This window comes from Salmonella sp. 741265073_HBA (genome assembly GCF_046569105.1).
Taxonomy (GTDB): domain Bacteria; phylum Pseudomonadota; class Gammaproteobacteria; order Enterobacterales; family Enterobacteriaceae; genus Salmonella; species Salmonella enterica.
The window spans coordinates 53,580-77,428 of sequence record NZ_JBKFRY010000016.1 but is presented as its reverse complement, the minus strand read 5'-3'; the positions used below and the strand labels follow the sequence as shown (position 1 = coordinate 77,428).

General features: G+C 54.3%; 23 protein-coding genes. 7 read left to right on the top strand and 16 right to left on the bottom strand.

Features of this window, described 5'->3' with window-relative positions; genetic code table 11:
- Positions 1 to 287: 287 nt before the first annotated feature.
- Complete coding sequence (gene putA / locus ACLD3P_RS19005) at positions 288 to 4,250, top strand: trifunctional transcriptional regulator/proline dehydrogenase/L-glutamate gamma-semialdehyde dehydrogenase (RefSeq protein WP_411006723.1); 3,963 nt, start codon at positions 288 to 290, stop codon at positions 4,248 to 4,250.
- Positions 4,251 to 4,308: 58 nt separating this feature from the next.
- On the top strand, positions 4,309 to 4,704 hold the full coding sequence (locus ACLD3P_RS19000; RefSeq protein WP_131046150.1) for a lysozyme inhibitor LprI family protein: 396 nt from the start codon (positions 4,309 to 4,311) through the stop codon (positions 4,702 to 4,704).
- On the opposite strand, the gene rutR is transcribed toward ACLD3P_RS19000, so the two are convergent.
- Together rutR and ACLD3P_RS18990 are read right to left on the bottom strand one after the other, a co-directional pair.
- Positions 4,701 to 5,339 carry an HTH-type transcriptional regulator RutR gene (gene rutR, locus ACLD3P_RS18995; RefSeq protein WP_000083128.1) on the bottom strand — a complete coding sequence of 213 codons (639 nt, stop codon included), beginning with the start codon at positions 5,337 to 5,339 and terminating at the stop codon, positions 4,701 to 4,703. The two genes, ACLD3P_RS19000 and rutR, sit on opposite strands and share 4 nt — an antisense overlap.
- A gap of 136 nt (positions 5,340 to 5,475) precedes the next feature.
- On the bottom strand, positions 5,476 to 5,643 hold the full coding sequence (locus ACLD3P_RS18990; protein ID WP_001273663.1) for a general stress protein: 168 nt from the start codon (positions 5,641 to 5,643) through the stop codon (positions 5,476 to 5,478).
- A gap of 384 nt (positions 5,644 to 6,027) precedes the next feature.
- Here ACLD3P_RS18990 and wrbA point away from each other — a divergent pair, with 384 nt between their 5' ends.
- On the top strand, positions 6,028 to 6,624 hold the full coding sequence (gene wrbA, locus ACLD3P_RS18985) for an NAD(P)H:quinone oxidoreductase (RefSeq protein ID WP_411006622.1): 597 nt from the start codon (positions 6,028 to 6,030) through the stop codon (positions 6,622 to 6,624).
- Positions 6,625 to 6,644: 20 nt separating this feature from the next.
- Complete coding sequence (locus ACLD3P_RS18980; RefSeq protein WP_001143125.1) at positions 6,645 to 6,872, top strand: YccJ family protein; 228 nt, start codon at positions 6,645 to 6,647, stop codon at positions 6,870 to 6,872.
- Between the two features lie 33 nt (positions 6,873 to 6,905).
- Here ACLD3P_RS18980 and agp read toward each other — a convergent pair whose 3' ends face one another.
- From agp to ACLD3P_RS18955, 5 genes are all read right to left on the bottom strand, one after another.
- Positions 6,906 to 8,147 carry a bifunctional glucose-1-phosphatase/inositol phosphatase gene (gene agp / locus ACLD3P_RS18975; protein ID WP_131046151.1) on the bottom strand — a complete coding sequence of 414 codons (1,242 nt, stop codon included), beginning with the start codon at positions 8,145 to 8,147 and terminating at the stop codon, positions 6,906 to 6,908.
- A gap of 132 nt (positions 8,148 to 8,279) precedes the next feature.
- Positions 8,280 to 8,786 (bottom strand): protein disulfide oxidoreductase, encoded by a 507-nt coding sequence (locus ACLD3P_RS18970; protein WP_000907530.1) that lies wholly within the window; start codon positions 8,784 to 8,786, stop codon positions 8,280 to 8,282.
- Positions 8,776 to 9,399, bottom strand: a complete 624-nt coding sequence (locus ACLD3P_RS18965) for a DsbA family protein (protein ID WP_000876687.1) — start codon at positions 9,397 to 9,399, stop codon at positions 8,776 to 8,778. Before ACLD3P_RS18965 ends, ACLD3P_RS18970 begins: the two co-directional genes overlap by 11 nt.
- Entirely contained in the window at positions 9,396 to 11,282 is a 1,887-nt protein-coding gene (locus tag ACLD3P_RS18960) for a protein-disulfide reductase DsbD family protein (RefSeq protein ID WP_131046152.1), read from the bottom strand. The genes ACLD3P_RS18965 and ACLD3P_RS18960 overlap by 4 nt, the downstream gene beginning before the upstream one ends.
- 48 nt (positions 11,283 to 11,330) lie before the next feature.
- Entirely contained in the window at positions 11,331 to 11,693 is a 363-nt protein-coding gene (locus tag ACLD3P_RS18955) for a copper resistance protein (RefSeq protein ID WP_001118902.1), read from the bottom strand.
- Positions 11,694 to 11,928: 235 nt separating this feature from the next.
- Here ACLD3P_RS18955 and cbpA point away from each other — a divergent pair, with 235 nt between their 5' ends.
- The 3 genes from cbpA to ACLD3P_RS18940 all read left to right on the top strand — a co-directional run bounded on the left by cbpA (position 11,929) and on the right by ACLD3P_RS18940 (position 14,170).
- Positions 11,929 to 12,849 (top strand): curved DNA-binding protein, encoded by a 921-nt coding sequence (gene cbpA, locus ACLD3P_RS18950; RefSeq protein ID WP_000420603.1) that lies wholly within the window; start codon positions 11,929 to 11,931, stop codon positions 12,847 to 12,849.
- The gene (gene cbpM / locus ACLD3P_RS18945; RefSeq protein ID WP_001284251.1) at positions 12,849 to 13,154 is read left to right on the top strand and encodes a chaperone modulator CbpM; all 306 of its coding nucleotides are present in this window, start codon (positions 12,849 to 12,851) and stop codon (positions 13,152 to 13,154) included. Before cbpA ends, cbpM begins: the two co-directional genes overlap by 1 nt.
- A gap of 653 nt (positions 13,155 to 13,807) precedes the next feature.
- Positions 13,808 to 14,170, top strand: a complete 363-nt coding sequence (locus tag ACLD3P_RS18940; RefSeq protein ID WP_001537781.1) for an anti-adapter protein IraM — start codon at positions 13,808 to 13,810, stop codon at positions 14,168 to 14,170.
- Positions 14,171 to 14,577: 407 nt separating this feature from the next.
- On the opposite strand, the gene ACLD3P_RS18935 is transcribed toward ACLD3P_RS18940, so the two are convergent.
- The 9 genes from ACLD3P_RS18935 to hpaG form a co-directional block, all read right to left on the bottom strand.
- Positions 14,578 to 15,516 (bottom strand): MBL fold metallo-hydrolase, encoded by a 939-nt coding sequence (locus ACLD3P_RS18935; RefSeq protein ID WP_131046153.1) that lies wholly within the window; start codon positions 15,514 to 15,516, stop codon positions 14,578 to 14,580.
- A 13-nt stretch (positions 15,517 to 15,529) separates the two neighbouring features.
- Positions 15,530 to 16,426 carry a 4-hydroxyphenylacetate catabolism regulatory protein HpaA gene (gene hpaA, locus ACLD3P_RS18930; RefSeq protein ID WP_000336604.1) on the bottom strand — a complete coding sequence of 299 codons (897 nt, stop codon included), beginning with the start codon at positions 16,424 to 16,426 and terminating at the stop codon, positions 15,530 to 15,532.
- Between the two features lie 9 nt (positions 16,427 to 16,435).
- A complete protein-coding gene (gene hpaX / locus ACLD3P_RS18925) occupies positions 16,436 to 17,812 on the bottom strand; it encodes a 4-hydroxyphenylacetate permease (protein ID WP_001285803.1) in 1,377 nt (458 codons plus the stop codon).
- A gap of 72 nt (positions 17,813 to 17,884) precedes the next feature.
- Positions 17,885 to 18,676: a 4-hydroxy-2-oxoheptanedioate aldolase gene (hpaI, locus tag ACLD3P_RS18920; RefSeq protein WP_000785062.1), complete on the bottom strand. Its 792-nt coding sequence runs from the start codon at positions 18,674 to 18,676 to the stop codon at positions 17,885 to 17,887.
- Positions 18,677 to 18,686: 10 nt separating this feature from the next.
- Entirely contained in the window at positions 18,687 to 19,490 is an 804-nt protein-coding gene (hpaH, locus tag ACLD3P_RS18915; RefSeq protein ID WP_000884798.1) for a 2-oxo-hept-4-ene-1,7-dioate hydratase, read from the bottom strand.
- Between the two features lie 143 nt (positions 19,491 to 19,633).
- Entirely contained in the window at positions 19,634 to 20,014 is a 381-nt protein-coding gene (locus ACLD3P_RS18910; RefSeq protein ID WP_260776474.1) for a 5-carboxymethyl-2-hydroxymuconate Delta-isomerase, read from the bottom strand.
- Positions 20,015 to 20,023: 9 nt separating this feature from the next.
- Positions 20,024 to 20,875 carry a 3,4-dihydroxyphenylacetate 2,3-dioxygenase gene (gene hpaD, locus ACLD3P_RS18905; RefSeq protein WP_000517001.1) on the bottom strand — a complete coding sequence of 284 codons (852 nt, stop codon included), beginning with the start codon at positions 20,873 to 20,875 and terminating at the stop codon, positions 20,024 to 20,026.
- 1 nt (position 20,876) lies between these two features.
- A complete protein-coding gene (gene hpaE, locus ACLD3P_RS18900; RefSeq protein ID WP_411006621.1) occupies positions 20,877 to 22,343 on the bottom strand; it encodes an aldehyde dehydrogenase in 1,467 nt (488 codons plus the stop codon).
- Entirely contained in the window at positions 22,340 to 23,629 is a 1,290-nt protein-coding gene (hpaG, locus tag ACLD3P_RS18895; protein ID WP_000679210.1) for a 4-hydroxyphenylacetate degradation bifunctional isomerase/decarboxylase, read from the bottom strand. The genes hpaE and hpaG overlap by 4 nt, the downstream gene beginning before the upstream one ends.
- Between the last annotated feature and the right edge of the window lie 220 nt (positions 23,630 to 23,849).

The following is a 23,849-nucleotide window of genomic DNA, read 5'->3' as shown; positions in this document are numbered from 1 at the left end:
ACACACCATTTACATCAAATTTGATTGCAGAGGGATACTATTTTTCTCCAGGTTGCACTCTCTCACATTTTTTGCGGTTGCACCTTTTAAAAGTGTTAACTACCGCAGAGAAAATAAATCCAGATGGTTTTCCCCGTCAGACTCCCTCTTTCTTTTTTTAACAATTTATTCATTTTTAAGCTTGCAACGCAGGTCACATTTAACGCGGTTGCACAAAGTTGCAACATAGTGGATATTTTCCGCTAACTATTGGTTAGCAGATAGAGCGAATAACAGGAGTAGAGGGTATGGGAACCACCACGATGGGGGTTAAGCTGGACGACGCCACGCGCGAACGGATCAAAATGGCCGCGTCGCGTATCGATCGCACGCCGCACTGGTTAATAAAACAGGCAATCTTTAGCTATCTGGACAAGCTGGAAAATAGCGATACGCTACCGGAGCTACCTGCGCTGTTTGCCGGCGCGGCAAATGAAAGCGAGGAGCCGGTCGCGCCGCAGGATGAGCCGCATCAGCCCTTTCTGGAGTTTGCCGAACAGATTCTTCCCCAATCCGTCTCTCGCGCCGCCATCACCGCCGCCTGGCGCCGCCCGGAAACCGATGCGGTGTCAATGCTAATGGAACAGGCGCGCCTGTCGCCGCCTGTCGCTGAGCAGGCGCATAAACTGGCGTATCAACTGGCGGAGAAATTGCGCAATCAAAAATCCGCCAGCGGTCGCGCGGGTATGGTGCAAGGCCTGTTGCAGGAGTTTTCCCTCTCTTCGCAAGAAGGCGTTGCGCTGATGTGTCTGGCGGAAGCGCTGCTGCGTATTCCCGACAAAGCTACGCGCGATGCGTTAATTCGCGACAAAATCAGTAATGGCAACTGGCAGTCGCATATTGGCCGTAGCCCGTCGCTGTTTGTAAACGCCGCCACCTGGGGGCTGCTCTTTACCGGCCGACTGGTCTCAACGCATAACGAAGCCAATCTTTCGCGCTCGCTGAACCGCATTATCGGCAAGAGCGGCGAACCGTTAATCCGCAAAGGCGTCGACATGGCGATGCGTTTAATGGGCGAGCAGTTCGTGACTGGCGAAACCATTGCTCAGGCGCTGGCGAATGCCCGAAAACTGGAAGAGAAAGGGTTCCGCTATTCTTACGATATGCTGGGCGAAGCCGCGTTAACCGCCGCCGATGCGCAGGCCTATATGGTCTCTTACCAGCAAGCGATTCATGCCATCGGCAAAGCGTCTAACGGTCGCGGTATTTACGAAGGGCCAGGCATCTCGATTAAGCTGTCCGCCCTGCATCCACGCTATAGTCGCGCGCAATACGATCGGGTAATGGAGGAGCTTTATCCGCGCCTGAAATCACTGACGCTGCTGGCACGCCAGTATGATATCGGTCTCAATATCGACGCCGAAGAGGCGGATCGTCTGGAGATCTCGCTCGATCTGCTGGAAAAACTCTGCTTCGAACCCGAACTGGCGGGCTGGAACGGCATTGGCTTTGTGATCCAGGCTTACCAAAAACGCTGCCCGCTGGTCATTGATTATTTAGTCGATCTGGCCTCCCGTAGCCGCCGTCGGCTGATGATTCGTCTGGTGAAAGGCGCCTACTGGGATAGCGAAATCAAACGCGCGCAAATGGAAGGGCTGGAGGGCTATCCGGTTTATACCCGCAAAGTGTATACCGATGTCTCTTATCTGGCCTGCGCGAAAAAATTGCTTGCCGTACCTAATCTGATCTACCCGCAGTTCGCGACCCATAACGCACACACACTGGCAGCGATTTATCATCTGGCCGGGCAAAATTACTATCCGGGTCAGTACGAATTCCAGTGCCTGCACGGCATGGGCGAACCGCTGTATGAACAGGTCACCGGTAAAGTAGCGGACGGAAAACTTAACCGTCCCTGCCGTATTTACGCGCCGGTGGGAACACACGAAACCCTGCTGGCCTATCTGGTACGACGCCTGCTCGAAAACGGCGCCAACACCTCTTTTGTCAACCGCATCGCCGATGCCACCCTACCGCTCGATGAACTGGTGGCCGACCCGGTCGAGGCCGTGGAAAAACTGGCGCAGCAGGAAGGTCAGGCTGGCATACCGCATCCGAAAATTCCGCTGCCGCGCGATCTGTACGGCGAAGGTCGGATAAACTCCGCCGGACTTGATTTAGCGAATGAACATCGCCTCGCCTCGCTTTCTTCTGCCCTGTTAAGCAACGCCATGCAGAAATGGCAGGCAAAACCTGTGCTGGAACAACCGGTGGCCGACGGTGAGATGACGCCGGTTATCAACCCGGCGGAACCGAAAGATATTGTCGGCTGGGGACGCGAAGCGACAGAAAGCGAGGTTGAACAGGCATTGCAAAACGCGGTCAATCAGGCGCCGGTTTGGTTTGCGACGCCGCCGCAAGAACGCGCCGCCATTTTGCAGCGGGCGGCGGTATTGATGGAAGACCAAATGCAGCAGTTGATTGGCCTGTTGGTGCGCGAAGCGGGGAAAACGTTCAGCAACGCCATTGCCGAAGTGCGCGAAGCGGTAGACTTCCTCCATTATTATGCCGGTCAAGTGCGTGACGATTTCGATAACGAAACGCATCGCCCGTTAGGGTCGGTGGTCTGCATCAGTCCATGGAACTTCCCGCTGGCTATTTTTACCGGCCAAATCGCCGCCGCGCTGGCGGCAGGTAACAGCGTTCTGGCGAAACCGGCAGAGCAGACATCGCTGATTGCCGCCCAGGGCATTGCCATTTTGCTGGAAGCGGGCGTACCGCCGGGCGTCGTGCAACTGTTGCCGGGACGGGGAGAAACCGTCGGCGCCCAGCTTACCGCCGATGCGCGTGTACGCGGCGTGATGTTTACCGGCTCCACGGAGGTCGCGACGTTGTTGCAGCGCAACATCGCCACGCGTCTTGACGCCCAGGGCCGCCCTATTCCGTTGATTGCGGAAACCGGCGGTATGAACGCTATGATTGTCGACTCTTCCGCGCTCACCGAGCAGGTGGTCGTGGATGTGCTGGCTTCCGCTTTCGACAGCGCCGGACAACGCTGTTCCGCCCTCCGCGTGCTGTGTTTGCAGGACGATATCGCCGAACATACGCTGAAAATGTTACGCGGCGCGATGGCGGAGTGTCGGATGGGGAATCCAGGCCGTCTGACAACCGATATCGGGCCGGTGATCGATAGCGAGGCCAAAGCCAACATTGAACGTCACATCCAGACAATGCGCGCCAAAGGCCGCCCGGTTTTCCAGGCCGCACGTGAAAACAGCGATGATGCGCAGGAATGGCAAACCGGTACGTTTGTAATGCCCACGCTTATTGAGTTGGAAAACTTCGCAGAACTGGAAAAAGAGGTCTTCGGGCCCGTGCTGCACGTCGTGCGTTATAACCGTAACCAACTGGCGGAGCTTATCGAACAGATTAACGCTTCCGGCTACGGGCTGACGCTGGGCGTACATACCCGTATTGATGAAACCATTGCGCAAGTCACCGGTTCCGCCCATGTCGGCAACCTGTACGTTAACCGTAATATGGTGGGCGCGGTCGTTGGCGTCCAGCCGTTTGGCGGCGAAGGACTGTCCGGCACCGGGCCAAAAGCGGGAGGGCCGCTCTATCTCTACCGCCTGCTGGCACACCGCCCGCCCAATGCGCTCAATACGACGTTGACTCGTCAGGATGCGCGTTACCCGGTGGATGCGCAGCTTAAAACCACGCTACTCGCGCCGTTGACCGCCCTGACGCAATGGGCGGCGGATCGCCCGGCACTACAGACGCTCTGCCGACAATTCGCCGATCTGGCGCAGGCCGGCACGCAGCGCCTGCTACCGGGACCGACCGGCGAGCGTAATACCTGGACGCTGTTGCCGCGTGAACGAGTATTATGCCTGGCTGATGACGAACAGGACGCGCTGACGCAGCTTGCCGCCGTTCTCGCCGTCGGCAGTCAGGCGCTATGGTCAGACGACGCCTTCCACCGCGATCTGGCGAAACGTCTCCCCGCTGCCGTTGTGGCGCGTGTCCAGTTTGCGAAAGCGGAAACGCTGATGGCGCAGCCGTTTGACGCGGTGATTTTCCACGGCGACTCCGACAAGCTGCGGACCGTTTGCGAAGCCGTCGCCGCCCGCGAAGGCGCGATAGTGTCGGTACAGGGGTTCGCCCGCGGCGAAAGCAATATACTGCTGGAACGGCTCTATATTGAACGTTCGCTGAGCGTAAACACTGCTGCCGCTGGCGGTAATGCCAGCCTGATGACAATTGGCTAATACTGTGGTTAATTAAGGCTCCGTCAATGGAGCCTTTTTACTCGCGTCAGAGGACCGTATGAAACGAATTTTCCTTACCTGCGCGGCGTTGTTGTTCAGCAGCCAAGCGTTGGCCGATGAGTGTGCCAGCGCCAGTACGCAGCTGGAAATGAATCACTGCGCCGCCGCGCAATACCAGGCGGCAGATAAAAAGCTGAACGAAACCTATCAAAGCGCGCTTAAGCGTGCGCAACCGCCGCAGCGCGAGCTGTTGCAAAAAGCGCAGGTGGCATGGATTGCCCTGCGGGACGCCGATTGCGCTCTGATTCGTTCAGGTACGGAGGGCGGCAGCGTGCAACCCATGATCGCCAGCCAGTGCCTGACCGATAAAACGAACGAACGCGAAGCGTTTTTAGCCTCGCTGCTGCAATGTGAAGAGGGTGATTTGAGCTGCCCACTGCCGCCAGCCGGTTAACGCACGCGAATCCCTTCAATAATAATGCGCTGAACGCTTTCGACCGTTTGGTTGAAAAAGGCTTCATCGCGAAGCGTCGCGCCGGTTACCGCTTCAACCTGAGGGGCAAAATCGGCGTAATGTTGCGTGGCGGCCCAAATCATGAAGATCAAATGGTGCGGGGAGACGGGCGCCAGTTTCCCGCTGTGCACCCATCCGGCAATCAGCGCGGATTTTTCATCTATCAACGCTTTTAGATCGCCGGTCAGTTCCTCCATCAAGAGCGGCGCGCCCGCCAGCATCTCCATACAGAAGAGCCGCGACGCCTGCGGATAATCACGCGAAACTTCCAGCTTGAGACGGATATACTCTTTGATGGCCTCCAGAGGGGAAAATTCTGCGCGAAACGCCTTGAGCGGCGCCAGCCAGACATCCAGGATCTGTCGCATTACCGCGACATACAGCGCCTCTTTCGAGGGATAATAATAAAGCAGATTGGTTTTGGAGACGCCTGCCCGCTCGGCGACCTGCTCAAGACGCGCGCCATGGATACCATACTGGGAAAAAACAGCAAGCGCGGCGGTTAAGATAAGCTGCCGTTTTGCACCGGTGGCCTGCGAGCGTTTCCCGATTTTTTTCTCTGTGCGTTGCGACATGCGCCCTCTCCTTTTTGTCAGGACGCAAGCATACCAAATCCGGCTTATAAACAAAAAAACCGCCGGAAATCCGGCGGCGGTGGCGCATGACGCTTTTTAGCGCGAAACGCTCAGCGTCTTGCTGTTGTGACGCAGGCTAGCTATTACGGTTACTGCTTTTGCCCCCTTTTTTGCCTGCTTCGGATGCACGCTGCGGGTCATTCTTAAAATTGCCCCCGCTGTGCTGACCACCTTTACGACCTGCTTCTGATGCTCTTTCGCGGTCTTCCGCAAAATTACCGGAACCGCCACGATGGTTTGCCATTACTGACCTCCGTCATAGATTAGACATCATATTGCATAGGTAATGAGGAGTATCTCCTCACGCAGCGTATGAACGATATCATCAGTAACGCCGCGTAAAATTAAGCATAGTGAAAAACGCCGTGGTAGGCCGCTTACCGAAATATTCTGCAACATTGGAAGCCGAATACGCAGAATAATAACCATAAGAAATAAATAAGTTATTCTTATATTTGGGAAAATCAAAGCGCTTAAAAATGTATCATTTTGCAACAAAGGTCGCCAAATTAATTATTGTTATAAATCAAAGAAATGGCGCTGAAATTTGCACTCTTCACAGGAGAGCATATCTTTAAATAGACGTAGCGAATCGCTACACACCTGATTAATCTGAGGAGTAGTACAAATGGCAAAGATTCTGGTGCTCTATTATTCCATGTACGGACACATTGAAACCATGGCGCACGCGGTGGCGGAAGGGGCAAAGAAAGTCGACGGCGCAGAGGTCATTATAAAGCGTGTGCCAGAAACAATGCCGCCTGAAATCTTCGCAAAAGCTGGCGGTAAAACGCAAAACGCATCGGTTGCCACCCCACAGGAGCTGGCGGATTACGATGCCATTATTTTTGGTACGCCAACCCGGTTTGGCAATATGTCAGGCCAGATGCGTACCTTCCTGGACCAAACTGGCGGACTGTGGGCATCCGGCGCGCTATACGGCAAGCTCGGCAGCGTGTTCAGTTCTACCGGAACGGGCGGCGGCCAGGAGCAGACCATCACCTCGACCTGGACTACGCTTGCCCATCATGGGATGGTGATCGTCCCGATAGGCTATGCCGCACAGGAACTCTTTGACGTCTCCCAGGTTCGCGGCGGCACGCCTTACGGCGCAACGACTATCGCCGGAGGCGACGGTTCACGTCAACCAAGCCAGGAGGAACTCTCTATCGCTCGCTATCAGGGGGAATACGTCGCCGGTCTGGCAGTCAAACTCAACGGCTAATCTTCAACAGGAGGATTCGAATGCCAACTCAAGAAGCAAAAGCGCACCGCGTCGGCGAATGGGCAAGCCTGCGTAATACGTCGCCGGAAATTGCCGAAGCCATTTTTGAAGTCGCTCACTATGACGAGAAACTGGCAGAAAAAATATGGGAAGAAGGTAGCGATGAGGTGCTGATCAAAGCCTTTGAGAAAACGGACAAAGACTCGCTCTTCTGGGGCGAACAAATCATCGAACGTAAGAACGTATAACACAAACGCCCCCGCCTGCGCGGGGGCATACGGCTATTTTGCGGCAGTGTTCATGACGTTATCGAACTTATCCAGCGGACAGAAGCCGTTCGCATCCACCGGACATCCTTTCAGTTCCAGCGTTACCCTTTGCGCGGGCGATTTGAGCGTTAACGCTTCCGCGTTACGTAACTGCCGGGTGCTCTGGTAGACATACTCGATTTTCATCAAATCCCGGTTAGCGTTGCCGTCATACCAGCGTTGGAAGACAAGCTGGCCGCCAATCGGCGTTCTCTCATACTGGTCATGGAGCTGATAGGGTTTAAAATCCAGCGCCGTCAGCAGCGACGCGATATTGGAATCATGCCCCACCAGCACGGTAACCTTCGGCGCGCTAACGCGATCGGCAACCAGCATCTTATCGATATACTTCACCAGCGGCGCAGCGACATTGCGCGCCACCGTGGGTGAGGTAAACAGGCTGTCCTGATAGCCGTTTTTCAGTTTTGACAGCACCTTCCACTGCCGATCGGTGTTAATCTTGCCCCAGGCGACCTGATCCATCGGAAACCCTTCGTAATATTGCAGGGTAAACGCATCCACCAGCGAGTTCCCTACTTTCAGCGGCCCCTGCACGCCAGGCTCTTGCTGATAGTTCGCGCTGAAGGTATCTTTCGCGTCGATTAGCGAACACTGATGCTTCTCTTTGCAGGACGGCGAGTCCTGATAATGCGTTATCTGCTCAAGCAGTTTATAACTCTCATCAAGATGTAGCTGACTACGCGCCTTTTCCATCGCCTGTACGGCCTGTTGCCGGAACGCGGCAGAATCATCGGTAATTACCGGATTGAAGGTAGGGTCCATAGTGCCCATTTTTTCCTGATGATGAACAGGAATATCACAGCCGGGGAAAGCGCCGGTAATGAAAAATTGCGCGGTGGCGACGGTGCGCTGCAAACTATTCGCATAGGCATATACCGTGTCGGGCGCCGGACATTCTCCCGACGGTATCAGCCCCTGCGCGACCAGCCATTCACGTGTGTAGTGTCCCATATAGACTTCCAGCACGCCGCCTTTCGTCGTCAGTTCCCCGCCGGGAACGTCCCACGCCGGCCAGGCGTTCGGCGTCGACTGCGCCAGTACGCTGCCATTATTCGCCAGCGGCGCCCGCAGATTATGGCGGCTCATCATCAGCACCTGTTGTAATTGATAACCCTCCGGCATTGTCTGCGCCTGTACGGCGGATGACAACAAAACAGCCCCTGCCACAGCAACAGCGAGTAATGATTTTTTCATCCCTATGACCTCTTGTTGTTATCAAATCGTTCTGAGTGTGACAGAAATGGATCATTTTTCCGGGAACGATTTCGCAAAACGGGGGTTTTTCTTACAGTAAACGCGTTAGCGCCGGGAAACCCCGGCGCATATTCAGAACGTTTTTGCCCACCATAGCCGAAGCTTCATGCCCCAGTAGCTGGTCCAGCCGCTGGTGGTGAACACAACCCGACCTTGTGAAACCACCACCAGCGTTGGCGTCACGCTGATTTCCCAGCCAGCGGATAAGGCGCCGTTAGCATCATTGACGACCGGGAAGTCAACGCCCTTGCGCGCCAGCCAGCGGGCAACCTCAGCGTCATCGCCGGAGCGGAGCGCAACGGTCATGACGTTTTCCCCTTCCGCCGCCAGGCGAGCGACCGCAGGCGTAGTAAAGCGGCATACCCCGCACCAGCTGGCCCAAAAATAGAGCAGTACGGGGCGTTCTTCGCTCAATGTCGCCAGAGTTGTCGACTCTCCCGTCAGCGTACGTAATGGTGTCGTGGCAAACGCCGGAGGCGCCTGCGGCGCGCGCCAGACGTCCATGACCACCATTATCGCGATGAGGAGCGCCAGAAAAACCGCGGCTTCACGCAGCCAACGCCGCAGTTTACCCGCCATTGGCAGCCGCCAGTTTTTCTTTCACCACCGCTTCCAGCGTATCCCAGGGCACTGCGCCCGGAATCAGCTCGTCGCCAATGATCGTCGCTGGCGTTCCTTGCACGCCGACCAGCCTTGCCAACTGCAAATTAGTGCGTATCGTTTCCATGCTTTTTTCATCCAGCGTCACTGGCGTAGCCCCTGCTTTCTGCTGGGCCTGTTTAATACTGTCATCCGTATGGTAACCGCGCTTTTGCATGAGTTTTTCATGTAGCGCGAGGAACTGTTGCGGATGATCGCGCCAGGTGGTCAGCGCAATACGCGCCGCCAGTACGGAGCTCTCTCCTTTGAATGGCAGCGGTTTAATAATGACCGCAACGTCAGGATATTTCTGCACAATCTTTTCCAGCATCGGATCGAGCTGTTTGCAGTACGGGCAGTTGTAATCCGTAAAGTTCACCAGCGTCAGCTTAGGGTGTTTAGCGCCTATCCGCGGGCTGGCAGGATCGTTAAACAACGCCGCATGGATCAGATTTTCAATCTGCTTTTCCTGATCCGGCGTAAAAGGGGCGGTTTCTTGCGCGATGCTCAGCGTTGAAAACAGCGCCAGCAGTAAAACAATCATGTATTTCATTGGGTTATTCCTTTCGCTTTTTTCAACGTTTGTAATACCGCATCGCGGGTCAGCAAAGTGGGCAGTGCCTCCCCTTCCGGCAAGCCGGGGCCATATACCTGATTAAACGGCACGGCGACCTGGCCGCGCGTTTTCAGAAAATCTGTAATGGCATCGGACGGCAGCGTCCAGTCTCCCCGCAGCGCCACAACATCCGGCTGTTGCAAGGCGGCCTGCACATCCTCTTTTTGCAGGACGTTGTATTTATTCACTTTACAGGTAATACACCAGTCCGCAGTGACATCGACAAATACCCGCTTATGCTGCGCCAGCGCCGACTGGATTGCCTGTTCACTCAAGGGTTGCCACTGAACCGTGTCTTGCGCGCTCTTTGACGCAGTGAAGCCGAAATGCGGCAGGAGTAACGTCGCCAGCCAGATAGCCGATCCCAGCATCATCAGACCGAGGGTCCTGCGCAGGACATTCATCCAACGCCCGGGGCGCGGTAAACGTAGCGCAAGCCCTGGTCGTAGCGCGACCAGTAGCCACGGCGCGCTCATTCCCAGGCCAAGCGCAAGGAACAACCCCCACAGCGTCGGCAACGACGCCGTGAGCGCCACCGCGACCGCCGTGCCCAGAAACGGCGCGCTACAAGGCGTCGCCAGCAGCGTGGCGAATGCCCCCTGCCAGAAATGTCCCGACATACCGTTACCGCCGTAAGTGGCCAGTTTCGTGGTCATAGATGAGGGAAGCCTGAACTCAAAAAGCCCGAACAGGCTGGCGCTAAACAACAACATCACCAGCGCCATAAAACCAATAAACCATGCATTCTGGAACTGGACTCCCCAGGCCAGCGCATGGTTTGACAGGCGAAGGAGGGTCATAAACGCCGCCAGCGCCATAAATGACGCAATGATACCGGCGACCGAAGCCAAAAATTGTCGCCTGATGTGAGAGCGGCTTTTTTCCTCTACCAATAAAATAGAGCCAAGTTTCATGCCCAGAACCGGCAGTACGCAGGGCATTAAATTAAGAATCAGTCCGCCGATCAGCGCCATCATTACAACTTGCCAGAAAGGTAGCGCCGCATTGTCCGGCGTTTGTGCTGGCGCATCGCCAATGGTTTGCGTGCTCTCCTGGGCGATAGCGCCATCGGCTAACACGAGGGTCAGCGATTTGTTGCGCAAATCGGGCGCCTTTTCGCCCCAACTGTCCGTCACCGGCACCGTCGCCTGTAACCTGTCGCCCTCTACGCGCAGGCGAGGCTTCGCAAAATCGACGTCATCTATGGTATCAAGATAGAGCCCGGGCGATGACCAGCCCGCCGCTCGCGTAGCAGTGACCACCAGCTCTCCCGGGCGATAGCTGACGTCAAGCGAGTCCGTTAGTCCACTGCGGAGCGGAATTTTACCCATCGCCCGCGCATAGTCATGGGCAAAATCGGCATTCTGCACAGTGGGCGTCACGGAAAAGGGGTAATCGGTCAACAGACAAACATTGCTGCAGGTTGATAACGTCAACACGCCGCGCAAGGTTGCCGGCGGCGTACCGCGCACGATCATCGGAAAGGTCACCTCGTCGTGATATCCCTGGGTGGTGATATTCGCCACATCAAAGCGCGAGGGGGTTGGCCAGAACCAGCTTACCTCAGGCATGTCGCCTTTCCAGGCGATAGAGGGCGCCACGCCCCCTTCCCCCGGCGCGCGCCAGTAGGTTTTCCAGCCGTTTTCCAGTTTGACGTCAAGCAACAGCCGGGTCTCACCGTTAGCGGACGTATCGGCACGTAGCCGTATGCTGGCATGGTCGTTATCGGGCGAACGCAGCCAGCCGCTTTCCGCCGCCCAGGAGACGGGCAGCCAAAGCCATAACAGGCAGAACAGTATCCGCCTGAACAAAATCATCATATTTTTTCTCCGTGAATGAGTAATTAACCGTTAGCAATAACCGGTCTGTCATTCACGGAAGACACAAAATCGTAGATGTACCCGTAATGTGGGCGGCGAAATAGCCCGTGGAGGCGAAAACGGCAGGCGCATGACCCGGACAGGCGCCAGTAAGGAAAGCAGTAGACAAAGCGCAAGGATAGCGCCTTCAAAGAGTACCGGAGGCGCCGCCAGCAGCGACTTGGCGCTTAATTCGCAGGGAGTGACCGGCGAGCCGTCATCTGTCGAGGAGGGAGCGCTGACCACCGCAGCAGAGGCCGTCGCCTGCATCTGCAAGGCGTGCAGGCCCGCCATGCGTTGCGCGGTACAAACCATTACCACGACACATGCAAGGCAAAGAAACCACCAGCCCATCCGTTGTTGTTTCGCCATTGCGCCCTCACTGTTTAACGCGAGTTATCTTAGCCACTGGCGCGGTTTTGGCAACCTTTCCCCTGTAAAGTTATGTCGGCGCGCTGCGCAACCTTCTGATAGTCGAACAACGTAATTTATTCTTACTAATGATATAACTGGTGTTTTCATACGCACTTTTCAGGTTTACCCTACACTTAGTGGAGAAACCTTTTTGGGATCCCTTCTGTATGTATTGATTTAGCGAGATGATGCTATGGAACTTAAGGATTATTACGCCATTATGGGCGTGAAACCGACGGACGATCTCAAGACGATTAAGACCGCCTATCGCCGACTGGCCCGCAAGTACCATCCAGATGTCAGCAAAGAACCCGATGCCGAAGCCCGTTTCAAAGAGGTTGCTGAAGCATGGGAAGTGCTGAGTGATGAGCAACGGCGCGCCGAGTATGACCAGTTATGGCAACACCGTAACGATCCACAATTTAATCGCCAGTTCCAGCAACACGAAGGCCAGCCGTATAACGCCGAAGATTTTGATGATATTTTCTCGTCTATTTTTGGTCAGCACGGTCGCCATTCGCACCACCGCCACGCCGCACGCGGTCATGATATCGAAATTGAAGTGGCGGTATTCCTGGAAGAAACGCTGGAAGAGCACCAGCGTACGATTAGCTATTCCGTCCCCGTTTATAACGCGTTCGGCCTGGTGGAGCGGGAAATTCCCAAAACATTGAATGTGAAAATCCCGGCTGGCGTCAGCAACGGGCAACGAATCAGACTGAAAGGCCAGGGCACGCCGGGGGAAAACGGCGGACCTAATGGCGATTTATGGCTCGTTATCCATATTGCCCCGCATCCGCTCTTTGATATTGTCAATCAGGATCTGGAAGTCGTCCTTCCGCTTGCCCCATGGGAGGCGGCGCTCGGCGCTAAGGTGTCTGTGCCAACGCTTAAAGAGCGTATTTTGCTGACCATTCCCCCCGGCAGCCAGGCTGGTCAGCGGCTGCGTATCAAAGGAAAAGGATTAGCCAGTAAAAAGCACACTGGCGATCTCTATGCCATCATCAAAATCGTTATGCCGCCGAAACCTGACGAGAAAACAGCTGCCCTGTGGCAACAACTGGCGGACGCGCAGTCGTCCTTTGACCCACGCCAGCAATGGGGGAAAGCATAATGGCTAACATCACTGTCACCTTTACCATCACCGAATTTTGTTTGCACACCGGCGTGACGGAAGAGGAGCTAAACGAAATCGTCGGACTTGGCGTAATTGAGCCTTACGAAGACGATAACGCCGACTGGCAATTCGACGATCGCGCAGCGAGCGTGGTACAACGCGCGCTACGCTTACGCGAGGAGCTGGCGCTCGACTGGCCTGGGATCGCGGTCGCGTTAACGCTGCTGGAAGAGAATTCACGGCTGCGCGAAGAAAACCGGTTACTGCTGCAACGCCTTTCTCGCTTTATCTCGCATCCCTAATCCACGATAAAGGCAATAAACCGAGGGTGGGCTTTCTGCCCACCCCGGATTTACATGCACCCGGTATAATACCAGAATGCCTCTGACATACTTCCCCCAACGGAAGAAATATAGCCTTTCACCGCGCACAACCCGATCAACGAACCGCCAATGTCAGCCATTAATGCGCCATTGCGAAGATCATCGTTTAAATAAAGACCAGCCACACGTTCACATTTTTTAGATACGTCGGTTATTTTTACACGTTAGCGATCATTTATTGCCTGAAGAATATATTCTTTCACTGTTTTGTACTCTCTGGTTGATACGTACCTTCTCCCTGTCAATGCCGGGTAAAATGTACCGCTGCGCTTACAGGTTGCGGTATTTATAAATAAGAAATACAACAGTCACTTACAGTTTAATAATTGAGCGTTATAACATCCACTACCGCCCAATATTTACACCACGCCTAAAATACAAAAATGTAATAGAATGTAAACAAAATAAGAGCATAAAATAAATAACTTATTAAAAAATCAATATAAATAGAGTGGTCAATAAAAAACGATCGTTTTCAACGAGTTATGTTTCTCAGATTTTCATCTATCCTGAATAGGCTTGCGGAAAATGTAATTTACACCATTGACTATTTCACTTAAAAGGTTTCTGTAATGGAATGGAAGGTCGTTGATACAGTTATAAGCCCCTCTACCGGAGTGTCGTTCTCATGCATACATAGCCTAAAAAATCTTAGATTGACCTTATGGTATCAGGCAGATGTTTACATGCCTCCAGGTAGCATTATCATCCCCTTTAATAAGGGGGTCTTAATAAACGATAAACTTTATCCCGTTACTGTTTACAACGTTACCAGGTTTAATCCTGTTCTATGGAAATCGCTTAAAGAAAATAGCCACTGTCCTGGTAACTGCAATCCTAAACCAGAAGCCTGCAGTTATCCTTTCGAGTGTCTGGTATCCGTTTGTCCATTTGGTTTAACCAGAAATATTCAAATAGATAATAAGAAAGTTTAGGAAATAAAGTATGCATTAGCCATATTACTGATTAAGTGTATTCGCGCACGTTTGCAGTATTTTGCAGTTAAATATGTTTGATATAAAAATTGTACAGTTCGGATATTTTTTGATTCGTTTAATCTAACCTTCACTTTGGCAACGAGGAGCCGGTACAGAGGATATTACTGATGGCCGGCAGACAAAGAAACGCATTGCTTTTAACACTGTATAAATTCCATCCGTGACATTCTTATTTAGTAATATTTCACCAGAGCAATCATCTTACCTTTATTGTGCATAAAAATCAGCAAGTAGTGTTTAGAAAAAATAATGTTTTAGACAAAAGCTCTGCGCGTCATGCTGATCGCCAAAAGCATAACGGGCTGACATCATGTCAGCCCGTGGGTTTACCCCTGCCCTGATACTTACGGTACGCTTATCGTCATATTGTCATGACCGACAATGACAGGGCCCGGGTAATTTTTCATGGCTTCCTGTTGCCAGACGTCATCCGCAACCGTCGCAGGCACCAGATGACTTAACACCAGTTTTTTCACGTGGGCCTCGCGAGCAATCTTACCGACATCTTCAATCGTGGTGTGATGCGACGCAATCGCTTCAGCCAGCGTTTTTCCGTTGCCAATACTATTAGCCAGTTTTGCTACTGAAGGGACATGTACCGCCTCATGTACCAGGATATCCGCCCCCTGGGCAAACGTTGCAAGCGGCGGAAACCAGGACGTATCGCCAGAGAAGACGATTCGCTTACCCTGGGTATCAAAACGGTAAGCAAACGCTTCACCGTCCGGGAAAGGGGAATGAGGCACTTTCAGCGCGCTTATTGTGACCAGTTCATCTTTATAGATGACGCCCTGACCAATATCGGTCGCCTTAACCAGGTTGCGCGGATCGGGTTTCCCCTCTTCTTCCATGCGTAGCGTGATATCCCTGTCAAAGACCTTCCAGCTAGCCTTCGTCATCGCCTGGGTTCCCGGCGGGCCATACACCTGTATGGTATGGTCTTTCAGACCACTTGCCCAGGCATTCATCAGCAAGGAAGGATAATCCAGTATGTGGTCGCTGTGCAGATGGGTGAGCAAAATAGTATTGATGTTGCGCAGTGGAATGCCGTTTTTCACCAGTTGCAGACTGGCGCCGTAGCCGGCATCTATCAGCCATATTTTATCGCCGATAGTGAGCGCCGTCGCTTGCGGTAGTCTGGCTGTATTGAGCAAAGAAGGCCCGCCTTTGGTGCCCAGTAAAACAATGTTGATCTTTTGAGGCGCAGGAGCACCGGCAGCAATGGCAAGGTGGCTTTGCGCCAGCATACAAACCGCCAGCATAGCGACGCTTTTTTTCATCATGTTTTTACTCTTCTTAGTTGAGAAAAGAGGGAACTTCACGTTGGCGAAACTGCGAAGGAGAACAGCCAGCAAGGCGATTAAAGAAACGGGCGAAATAAGCCGGATCTTTAAAACCTAATTGCCAGGCGATCTCGTTGACAGCATTGTCGGAAAAAAGCAGCAGTCGTTTCGCCTCGCGTAATTGCCGATCAAAAATCAGGCGTTTAGGCGGGCGATTAGCAAAACGGCGGCAAATATCGGTCAAACGAGATTCGGTAATATGCAGCTCGCAGGCATAATCGGGCACCGTCCAGTGCTGATGGAAGTGGTTGTCAATTAACAGGGTAAAGCGCTGAAAAAGTTTCAGTTCACCGCGCATCCCGGTTGCGGCGTGATCGTCCAGCCTCGCATTACGCAACAGCAAGGTAAATACCGCCTGCGCCAGTAGCACCAGGGTATGTTCGCAGCCAGCCAGTTGTTCCGTGGACTCCCGCTCAATTAGCTGCCAGTAATGTTTGAGCGCCGCCAGCTCGTTGGGTTTATCCGCCAGCGACAGACAGATTCCCGGCAGGCCGAAGGCCTCTCTGGTGCCGGGATAAAGCACTTCCAGCAGCGGCCAAACCAGCTCTTCGCGTACCGTCAGAACATGACCATCGCTATCCGATTCGGTAATAAAAGCATGCGGCACCGAGGGCGGCGTAAGCACAAATAGCGGCGCCTGCACCGAATAGCGATGATCGTCGAGCTGTAGCTCAATCTGCCCGGTATCAAGAAAGTGCATTTGAAAAAACTGGTCGTGGCGATGCGCCTGCATATCACGACCAAAGAAATCCGCCATACGAGCAAACGACTGATAATGCACATCGTTACTGCCCATGCTTTCGTCATACTCTTTGCTGATATCAATATTGGCGATCGCACGTTGGCACATAGTTTCTCCTCAAGGGGTGGCGCGCGGACGCGATGCTTTCATGGGAATAAGCCAGATAATGGCGGCGCCGACGACTAACAGAGAAGCGACAAACCAGAGTCCGCTATTGAAGCTACCGGTGATATCTTTTAGCCAGCCAATCATAAACGGGCTGAGCGCGGAGCCAATATTGCCGGTGGCATTGATGACCGCAATGCCTATCGCCCTGGCGCGTAAACTGATCGACTGATCCGGCGTGGTCCAGAAGATCGCCATCGCGCTAAAGGAACCCGTGGATGCCATCACGATTCCCAGGAGCTGGATCAGGTTATGGTCGGTCGCCGACGCCAGCAGCCAGCCCGCGGCGGCAAACAGGAACGGCAACGCCGTGTGATGTTTACGCTCCTGATGTTTGTCCGAATGGCGGCTCCAGTAAATCATGCCCAGAATAGTACAAATCTGCGGGATCGCCGCCAGCAGGCCGATGGTGATATTGCTGCTGCCTTCATTAAAACTTTTCAGGATTTGCGGCGTCCAGATACTAATGGCGCTAAGCGTATTGGTAAGGCAAAAATAGGCCAGCGTATACATCAGTACAATTGGCGTGAATACTTCGCGCCACAGACTACGCTGCTGCATGGCGTTATGGCTGATGGCCCCCTCCGGCTGAACCAGCGTCAGGCGGTCATTATCCATCATCTCCTGCAAACATTTTTTATCCTCTGCCGTCAGCCATTTGGCTTTTGCCGGGGTATCATCCAGGTAAAACCACACCATAATGCCTAACAAAACTGACGGAAATCCTTCCAACAGGAATAACCACTGCCATCCATGCAGATTGAATATGCCGTCCAGCGATAAAATATAGCCGGAGACAATCGACCCCAACGCGGTAGTGGCCGGCATGGCAATCATAAATAATGCGTTGGCGCGGGCGCGGAAAAACGCCGGAAACCAGTAAGTTAAATAGAGCAATATTCCTGGCAAAAAGCCCGCTTCGGTAATGCCCACCAGCATTCGCAGCACATACAGGCTTTTCGGCCCCACCGCGAACATCGTGGCGGTAGATGCAATGCCCCATAGCACCATAATGGTCGCAATCCAGCGGCGGGCACCGACTATGCTCAACATCACGTTGCTGGGAATGCCGAAAATGACGTAGGTGGCGTAAAACAGCGTCGTGGCAAGGCCAAACATGGTGGCGCTTAACCCCAGATCCTGCCCCATCGTCAACCCGGCAAAACCGATGTTGATACGGTCTAAAAACGAGAAGATAAACAACACGAATAAAAATACGATGAGTCGGCGGAACAGTTTATTTATGACGGTTTGTTGACCCGTGCTGAGCGCGTTGTGCGAACTGACAGACTCGGGGCTTTCCGGAAGTGCAGATGATGTGTCGCTCATTTTTTTTCCTCTGATGGGAATTTTTGTAGGGTACTACGGTTGCCCGGTAGCGCTGCGCTTACCGGGCCAGGCTTAATAGACGCCGGACGCACCGGACAGGTTTTTTTCTGCGCCAAAGCGCGCCGCCAGCGCCTCCGCGCCGCGCGCCAGCAGCGTGGTGTCAACGCCGACGGCGACAAATAGCGCCCCCAGTTCCAGATAACGTTTCGCCAGTGCTTCATTGGCCATCAGAATCCCCGGCGCTTTCCCCGCCGCGCGTATCTGCACGATGGCGTTCTCAATCGCCGCCTGCACTTCCGGGTGCTGCGGATTGCCGGCAAAGCCCATATCGGCGCTGAGATCCGCCGGGCCAATAAACACGCCGTCAATGCCATCCACGTCGAGAATTGACGCCAGATTGCTCATCGCCTCACGCGTTTCAATCTGCACCAGTACGCACATGGCGTCGTTGGCCTGGTGGAGATAGTCCGGAATGCGGTTCCAGCGCGATGCCCGCGCCAGCGCGCTGCCCACGCCGCGAATACCGGCAGGCGGATAACGCGTAGCCGCCACGGCGTTTCGCGCTTCATCGGCATTCTGCACCATCGGTATCAGCAGCGTTTGCGCGCCGACGTCGAGCAGTTGCTTAATCTGTACCGGATCGTTCCATGACGGACGCACCACCGGCTGGCTGGGATAAGGCGCAATCGCCTGCAACTGGGTCAACACCGTCTGCACGTTGTTTGGCGCGTGTTCACCGTCAATCAGTAGCCAGTCGAAGCCGGCGCCCGCTAACAGTTCAGCGCTGTAACTGTTGGCAAGCCCCAGCCACAAACCGATTTGCGGGCGCCCCGCTTTTAACGCGTCTTTGAAAGCATTTTTCATCGTTTTTTCCTTACACAAACCGGCAACTGATCGCGCCCATGTTGCCGTAGTCGACATGGAAGGTGTCGCCCTTGCGCGCCGGCACCGGGCGGGTGAACGAGCCGCCGAGGATGATCTGCCCGGCTTCAAGCTGGACATCGTAGGGGGCAAGCTTGTTTGCCAGCCACGCCACGCCGTTGGCCGGATGATTCAGCACGCCTGCGGCGACGCCGGTTTCTTCGATCACGCCGTTGCGATAGAGCAGCGCGGAGATCCAGCGCAGATCCAGCTCGTCTGGTTTGATGGGACGACCACCGAGGATCACCCCGGCGTTGGCGGCGTTGTCGGAAATGGTGTCGAACACTTTGCGCGGGCGCTGGGTTTCCGGGTCGATGTTGTGGCTGCGGGCGTCAATCAGTTCCAGCGCCGGAATCACATAATCCGTGGCATTGTAGACGTCGAACAGCGTGCAGTTGGGGCCGCGCAGCGGTTTCGCCAGCACGAACGCCAGCTCCACTTCAATACGCGGGACGATAAAACGGTCGGTGGGGATATCGCCGCCGTCATGGAAGAACATATCGTCAAGCAGCGCGCCGTAATCCGGTTCGCTGATTTGCGAGCTGGCCTGCATCGCTTTAGAGGTCAGGCCGATTTTGTGGCCTTTGAGCGTGCGCCCTTCGGCGATCTTGATATTGACCCATTCACGCTGTACGGCATAGGCATCTTCAATAGTGATGTTGGGATAATCCAGCGACACTGCGCGAATCTGTTCACGCTGTTTTTCAGCCTGATTAAGTCGCTGGGCGATCAGGGTATGGGTCTGTTTATCGAGCATAGTTGCTTCCTGTTACCTCATTCGGTGCTGCTGCGCCGGGTGGCGACGCGGTGCGTCTTACCCGACCTACGGTTCGGTATTGCTTCGTGCATCGTTCTTTTTGTAGGCCCGGTCAGCGCAGCGCCACCGGGCGAAAGAGTGTGCTATTTAAATAACGCGTGTACGTTGTTTTGTTTGTAATTGAGCGTTGGATGTAACTCGGCAATCTCAAACGACAGCGCCAGATAGCGGTTCTCCATCAGGTCGGCGAAGTGGGCTTTAATCAGCCCAAACAGCATTTCGCCGACTTCCTGACGGCTATCCAGGCTGCGCCCGGCGCCGATTTTCAGCGTCATATGCACAAACGCGTAATCATGCTTACCGTCAGCCATCTGCCAGGTATCCAGCCAGTGGGCGCGACTGCGAATACCGCCGATGGGGAAAATCCCGCTGGCGGCCAGCGCCTCGTTTACCTTGCTGAACAGGCTTGGTAAATCAGCCTGCTCGCGAATATTTTCAGTACATTCAGCAATAAAGTGCGGCATAACCCCCCCTTACGCAGGCAGCGGGAAAACAGCGTTTACCTGGCCGGTACCGGAGCTGGCGAACAGGTCGGTGATGAACTCCACCTTGCCGTCGTATTTGTCCCAACCCAGCATTCCCAGCAGCATGACCGTGTCGTGCATGTTGCCTTCGCCGTAGCAGTAGTCGGCGTACTCCGGCAACATGGTGCAAAACTCCTTGAATTTGCCTTCGCGCCACAGCTTGACCACGCGCTCATCCATCTGATGATCGAACTCGCGGGTGTAGCTGTTCATCCCCTCTTCCGCTCGTTGGTCGTCAATAAAACGGTGCGACAGAGAACCACTGGCGAATACCGCTACGGTACCGTCATATTTCTCAATCGCCTTGAGAATGGCTTCGCCCAGTCTGCGGCTGTCGGCAAAATCATGCACAGTGCAGAACGCCGAGATGGAGACCACTTTGAAGTGCTTGTCGCTGTTCATGTAGCGCATCGGCACCAGCGTGCCATACTCCAGCTTCAGGCTCGGGATGTTATGCGCTTTAGCGCGCACGCCCAGTTTGACTGCCTCGTCGGCGATCAGGTGGCCGAGCTCCGGATTACCGTCATAGTCATAGGTCATGTCGCGAATAAAGTGCGGCAATTCGTTGCTGGTATAGACGCCCTGGAAATGGTCGGCACAATTAATGTGGTAAGCGCTATTCACCAGCCAGTGGGTGTCGAATACGATAATGGTGTCAACGCCCATTTCGCGGCAACGCTTGCCAATTTCAATATGCCCATCAATGGCTGCCTGACGACAACCGTAATTTTTTCCCGGCAGTTCAGAAAGATACATCGACGGCACGTGGGTAATTTTTGCTGCTAACGCTAACTTGCCCATATCAAACTCCCCATTTTGGGATAGGATGGTCGCCCATTGAGATGCAGACGTTTTTCATTTCCGCAAACACTTCGAAGCTATATTCGCCGCCTTCGCGCCCGGTACCGGAGGCTTTCACGCCGCCGAACGGCTGGCGCAGGTCACGGACGTTCTGGGTGTTGACGAAGACCATGCCGGCTTCAATCCCACGCGCCAGGCGCAACACTTTGCTCACGTCCTGGGTCCAGATATAAGAGGCCAGACCGTATTCCACGTCGTTCGCCAGGCGTAACCCTTCCGCCTCGTCTTTGAATGGCAGCAGGCAGGCGACCGGCCCAAAGATCTCTTCCTGCGCGACGCGCATACGGTTGTCGACATCGGCCAGCACGGTTGGGCGCAGGAAGTTACCGCCTTTCAGATGCGCAGGCAGGTCAGTGGGTTTTTCCGCACCGCCCGCCAGCAGCGTTGCGCCCTCTTCAATGCCGAGGCGGATATAACCGGAGACTTTTTCCCAGTGCTGTTGGCTAATCAGCGCGCCGACCTGGGTGTTCGGGTCGGTCGGATCGCCGACACGCAGGCGATTCGCGCGTTCGGCAAAGCGCTTCACGAACTCAGGGTAAATGCTCTGCTGGATAAAGATGCGCGACCCGGCGGTACAGCGTTCGCCGTTGATCGAGAAGATGGTGAACAGCGCGGCGTCCAGCGCGCGCTCAATGTCGGCATCTTCAAAAATCAGCACCGGCGATTTGCCGCCCAGCTCCATCGAGTATTTTTTCAGGCCGGCATTTTTCATGATATTGCGACCGGTGGCGGTCCCGCCGGTAAACGACACCGCACGCACGTCATGGTGGCGTACCAGCGCATCGCCAACAGTGGCGCCATAGCCCTGCACCACGTTCAGCACCCCTGCCGGAATTCCTGCCTCCAGCGCCAGCTCGCCCAGCCTGTCGGCAGTCAACGGCGACAGCTCGGACATTTTGAGCACCGCGGTGTTACCCAGCGCCAGGCACGGCGCGACTTTCCAGGTCGCGGTCATAAACGGCACGTTCCACGGCGACACCAGCGCGCAGACGCCGACGGGCTGCACCAGCGTATAATTGAGCATTTTATCGTCAACAGGATAGGTCTTGCCGTTCATCTGCTGGCACACTTCGGCGAAGAATTCGAAGTTATGCGAGGCGCGCGGGATCAGCACGTTTTTAGTCTGGTGAATAGGCAGGCCGGTGTCGGCGGTTTCCATCGCCGCGATTTCCGGTACGTTCTGGTCAATCAGGTCACCCAGACGACGCATCAGGCGCGCGCGCTCTTTCATCGGCAGGTTGGCCCATTTCGGGAACGCCTCTTTGGCCGCCGAGACAGCCTGGTTCACTTCTGCTTCACCGCCGGAGGCCACTTCCGCCAGCACGTCACCGGTCGCCGGGTTAGTAGTCTGGAAGTAGTCGTTACCTGCAACATTTTTGCCGTTAATCCAATGATTTATTTTCTTCATTTTGCGCTCTCCTCACTGACGATTCGGTTAACCAGGCGACCCACGCCTTCTACTTCCACGACAACTTCATCCCCCGGCACCACATCGGACAACCCTTTCGGCGTACCGGTGGCAATCATGTCGCCCGGTTGCAACGTCATAAATTCGCTCAGATAAGAAATCAGGAACGGGATGCTGAAGATCAGATCGGCGGTCGTCCCTTCCTGGCGCAGCTCACCGTTGACAAAGGTGCGTAACGTCAGGTTATGCGGATCAGAAACCGCCTCTTTATCCACAATCCACGGGCCTATCGGCGTCAGGCCGTCGCGGCTTTTTACCCGCAGATTTGGACGGTAGTAGTTTTCCAGATAGTCGCGGATCGCGTAGTCGTTACAGACGGTGTAACCGGCCACATACTCCATGGCTTCGGCTTCGCTCACCTTACGCGCCGTTTTGCCAATTACCACGACCAGTTCGGCTTCATAGTGCATATATTCGACGTTGTTCGGGCGCACCGACGTTTGATGATGTTCGGTAAAGGTGTTTGGCGCTTTGATAAATACCAGCGGCTCTTTCGGCGGCGTAAATGCCAGCTCGCTGGCATGATCGGCGTAGTTCAACCCCAGCGCAAATAGCGTTCCCGTTGCTGACAACGGCCACGTAAACGTCTGGTGGCGGGCGAATTCATCTTCTGCGACAACCGGATTTTCCAGAGCGGGTAAACCTTTCGCCAGAATACGCACCCGATCGCCGGGACGCAGCGCAACGCGATTCTGCGGCGTACCGAGTAAGATCGCATCGCCAGGGTTAAGCGTAGCGAACTCACTTAACGCGCTAAGCAGCTGTGCGGCGCTACGCTGTAAATCGGCAGTATTCCAGTGGTCCGCTTCTCGTCCGTTGATTTCAGTGATAATGGTGAGGTTATCCACATCACTCAGCGGCGCCATTTCACCCAGAGGGCAAAAGCCATCGCGACATTTCGCTTTAATCGCCGGGCGATAAAAGCTCTCTTCCGGCAGGCTGACCTCGTTAGCCAACGCATACCCGGCGATATAGTCCGCCGCCGCTTCAGGGCGTATCCGGCTGGCGGTTTTCCCCACAATGAGCGCCACTGTCGCGCCGCTCAGTACCTTTTCTCCCTGCGGATAAGGGATGGGTTCGCCGTGACGAATCACCGTATTACGCGGCTTGATGAACCACACTGCGGTTTTAGGCGGCGCATTATAGGGAGGCTGAGAGAAAGCCTCTTGCCAGGCATCAAGCTGGCTGCGATGGTTTAACGCAACGGCGAAAACAGTACCCTTCATACATAAACTCCTCAGGCCGATTTAACGGGCTGTGATTTCATTAATATATTAATGATTAGATTTATGCTTTCGCTGTACATTTAGCAAGCTGAAGTAAAGTATTTGTGATGTGATTAACAATATTTTCACAAAATAATAATTAAATACAAATATATCAAATAGTTAAATAAAATCCCTTGTTTCTGTTAAACTTTGGACATAAAACAGATGTCATAGCTCA

Coding starts and splice junctions, on each gene's coding strand:
- ACLD3P_RS18955 (WP_001118902.1), bottom strand. CDS start 11,693: ATGGCGAAACAACAACGGATGGGCTGGTGGTTTCTTTGCCTTGCATGT.
- hpaH (WP_000884798.1), bottom strand. CDS start 19,490: ATGCTCGATAAACAGACCCATACCCTGATCGCCCAGCGACTTAATCAG.
- hpaI (WP_000785062.1), bottom strand. CDS start 18,676: ATGAAAAATGCTTTCAAAGACGCGTTAAAAGCGGGGCGCCCGCAAATC.
- ACLD3P_RS18990 (WP_001273663.1), bottom strand. CDS start 5,643: ATGGCAAACCATCGTGGCGGTTCCGGTAATTTTGCGGAAGACCGCGAA.
- cbpM (WP_001284251.1), top strand. CDS start 12,849: ATGGCTAACATCACTGTCACCTTTACCATCACCGAATTTTGTTTGCAC.
- ACLD3P_RS18980 (WP_001143125.1), top strand. CDS start 6,645: ATGCCAACTCAAGAAGCAAAAGCGCACCGCGTCGGCGAATGGGCAAGC.
- cbpA (WP_000420603.1), top strand. CDS start 11,929: ATGGAACTTAAGGATTATTACGCCATTATGGGCGTGAAACCGACGGAC.
- ACLD3P_RS18935 (WP_131046153.1), bottom strand. CDS start 15,516: ATGATGAAAAAAAGCGTCGCTATGCTGGCGGTTTGTATGCTGGCGCAA.
- ACLD3P_RS19000 (WP_131046150.1), top strand. CDS start 4,309: ATGAAACGAATTTTCCTTACCTGCGCGGCGTTGTTGTTCAGCAGCCAA.
- hpaD (WP_000517001.1), bottom strand. CDS start 20,875: ATGGGCAAGTTAGCGTTAGCAGCAAAAATTACCCACGTGCCGTCGATG.
- hpaA (WP_000336604.1), bottom strand. CDS start 16,426: ATGTGCCAACGTGCGATCGCCAATATTGATATCAGCAAAGAGTATGAC.
- ACLD3P_RS18960 (WP_131046152.1), bottom strand. CDS start 11,282: ATGATGATTTTGTTCAGGCGGATACTGTTCTGCCTGTTATGGCTTTGG.
- putA (WP_411006723.1), top strand. CDS start 288: ATGGGAACCACCACGATGGGGGTTAAGCTGGACGACGCCACGCGCGAA.
- ACLD3P_RS18940 (WP_001537781.1), top strand. CDS start 13,808: ATGGAATGGAAGGTCGTTGATACAGTTATAAGCCCCTCTACCGGAGTG.
- wrbA (WP_411006622.1), top strand. CDS start 6,028: ATGGCAAAGATTCTGGTGCTCTATTATTCCATGTACGGACACATTGAA.
- ACLD3P_RS18965 (WP_000876687.1), bottom strand. CDS start 9,399: ATGAAATACATGATTGTTTTACTGCTGGCGCTGTTTTCAACGCTGAGC.
- rutR (WP_000083128.1), bottom strand. CDS start 5,339: ATGTCGCAACGCACAGAGAAAAAAATCGGGAAACGCTCGCAGGCCACC.
- hpaE (WP_411006621.1), bottom strand. CDS start 22,343: ATGAAGAAAATAAATCATTGGATTAACGGCAAAAATGTTGCAGGTAAC.
- ACLD3P_RS18910 (WP_260776474.1), bottom strand. CDS start 20,014: ATGCCGCACTTTATTGCTGAATGTACTGAAAATATTCGCGAGCAGGCT.
- hpaG (WP_000679210.1), bottom strand. CDS start 23,629: ATGAAGGGTACTGTTTTCGCCGTTGCGTTAAACCATCGCAGCCAGCTT.
- hpaX (WP_001285803.1), bottom strand. CDS start 17,812: ATGAGCGACACATCATCTGCACTTCCGGAAAGCCCCGAGTCTGTCAGT.
- ACLD3P_RS18970 (WP_000907530.1), bottom strand. CDS start 8,786: ATGGCGGGTAAACTGCGGCGTTGGCTGCGTGAAGCCGCGGTTTTTCTG.
- agp (WP_131046151.1), bottom strand. CDS start 8,147: ATGAAAAAATCATTACTCGCTGTTGCTGTGGCAGGGGCTGTTTTGTTG.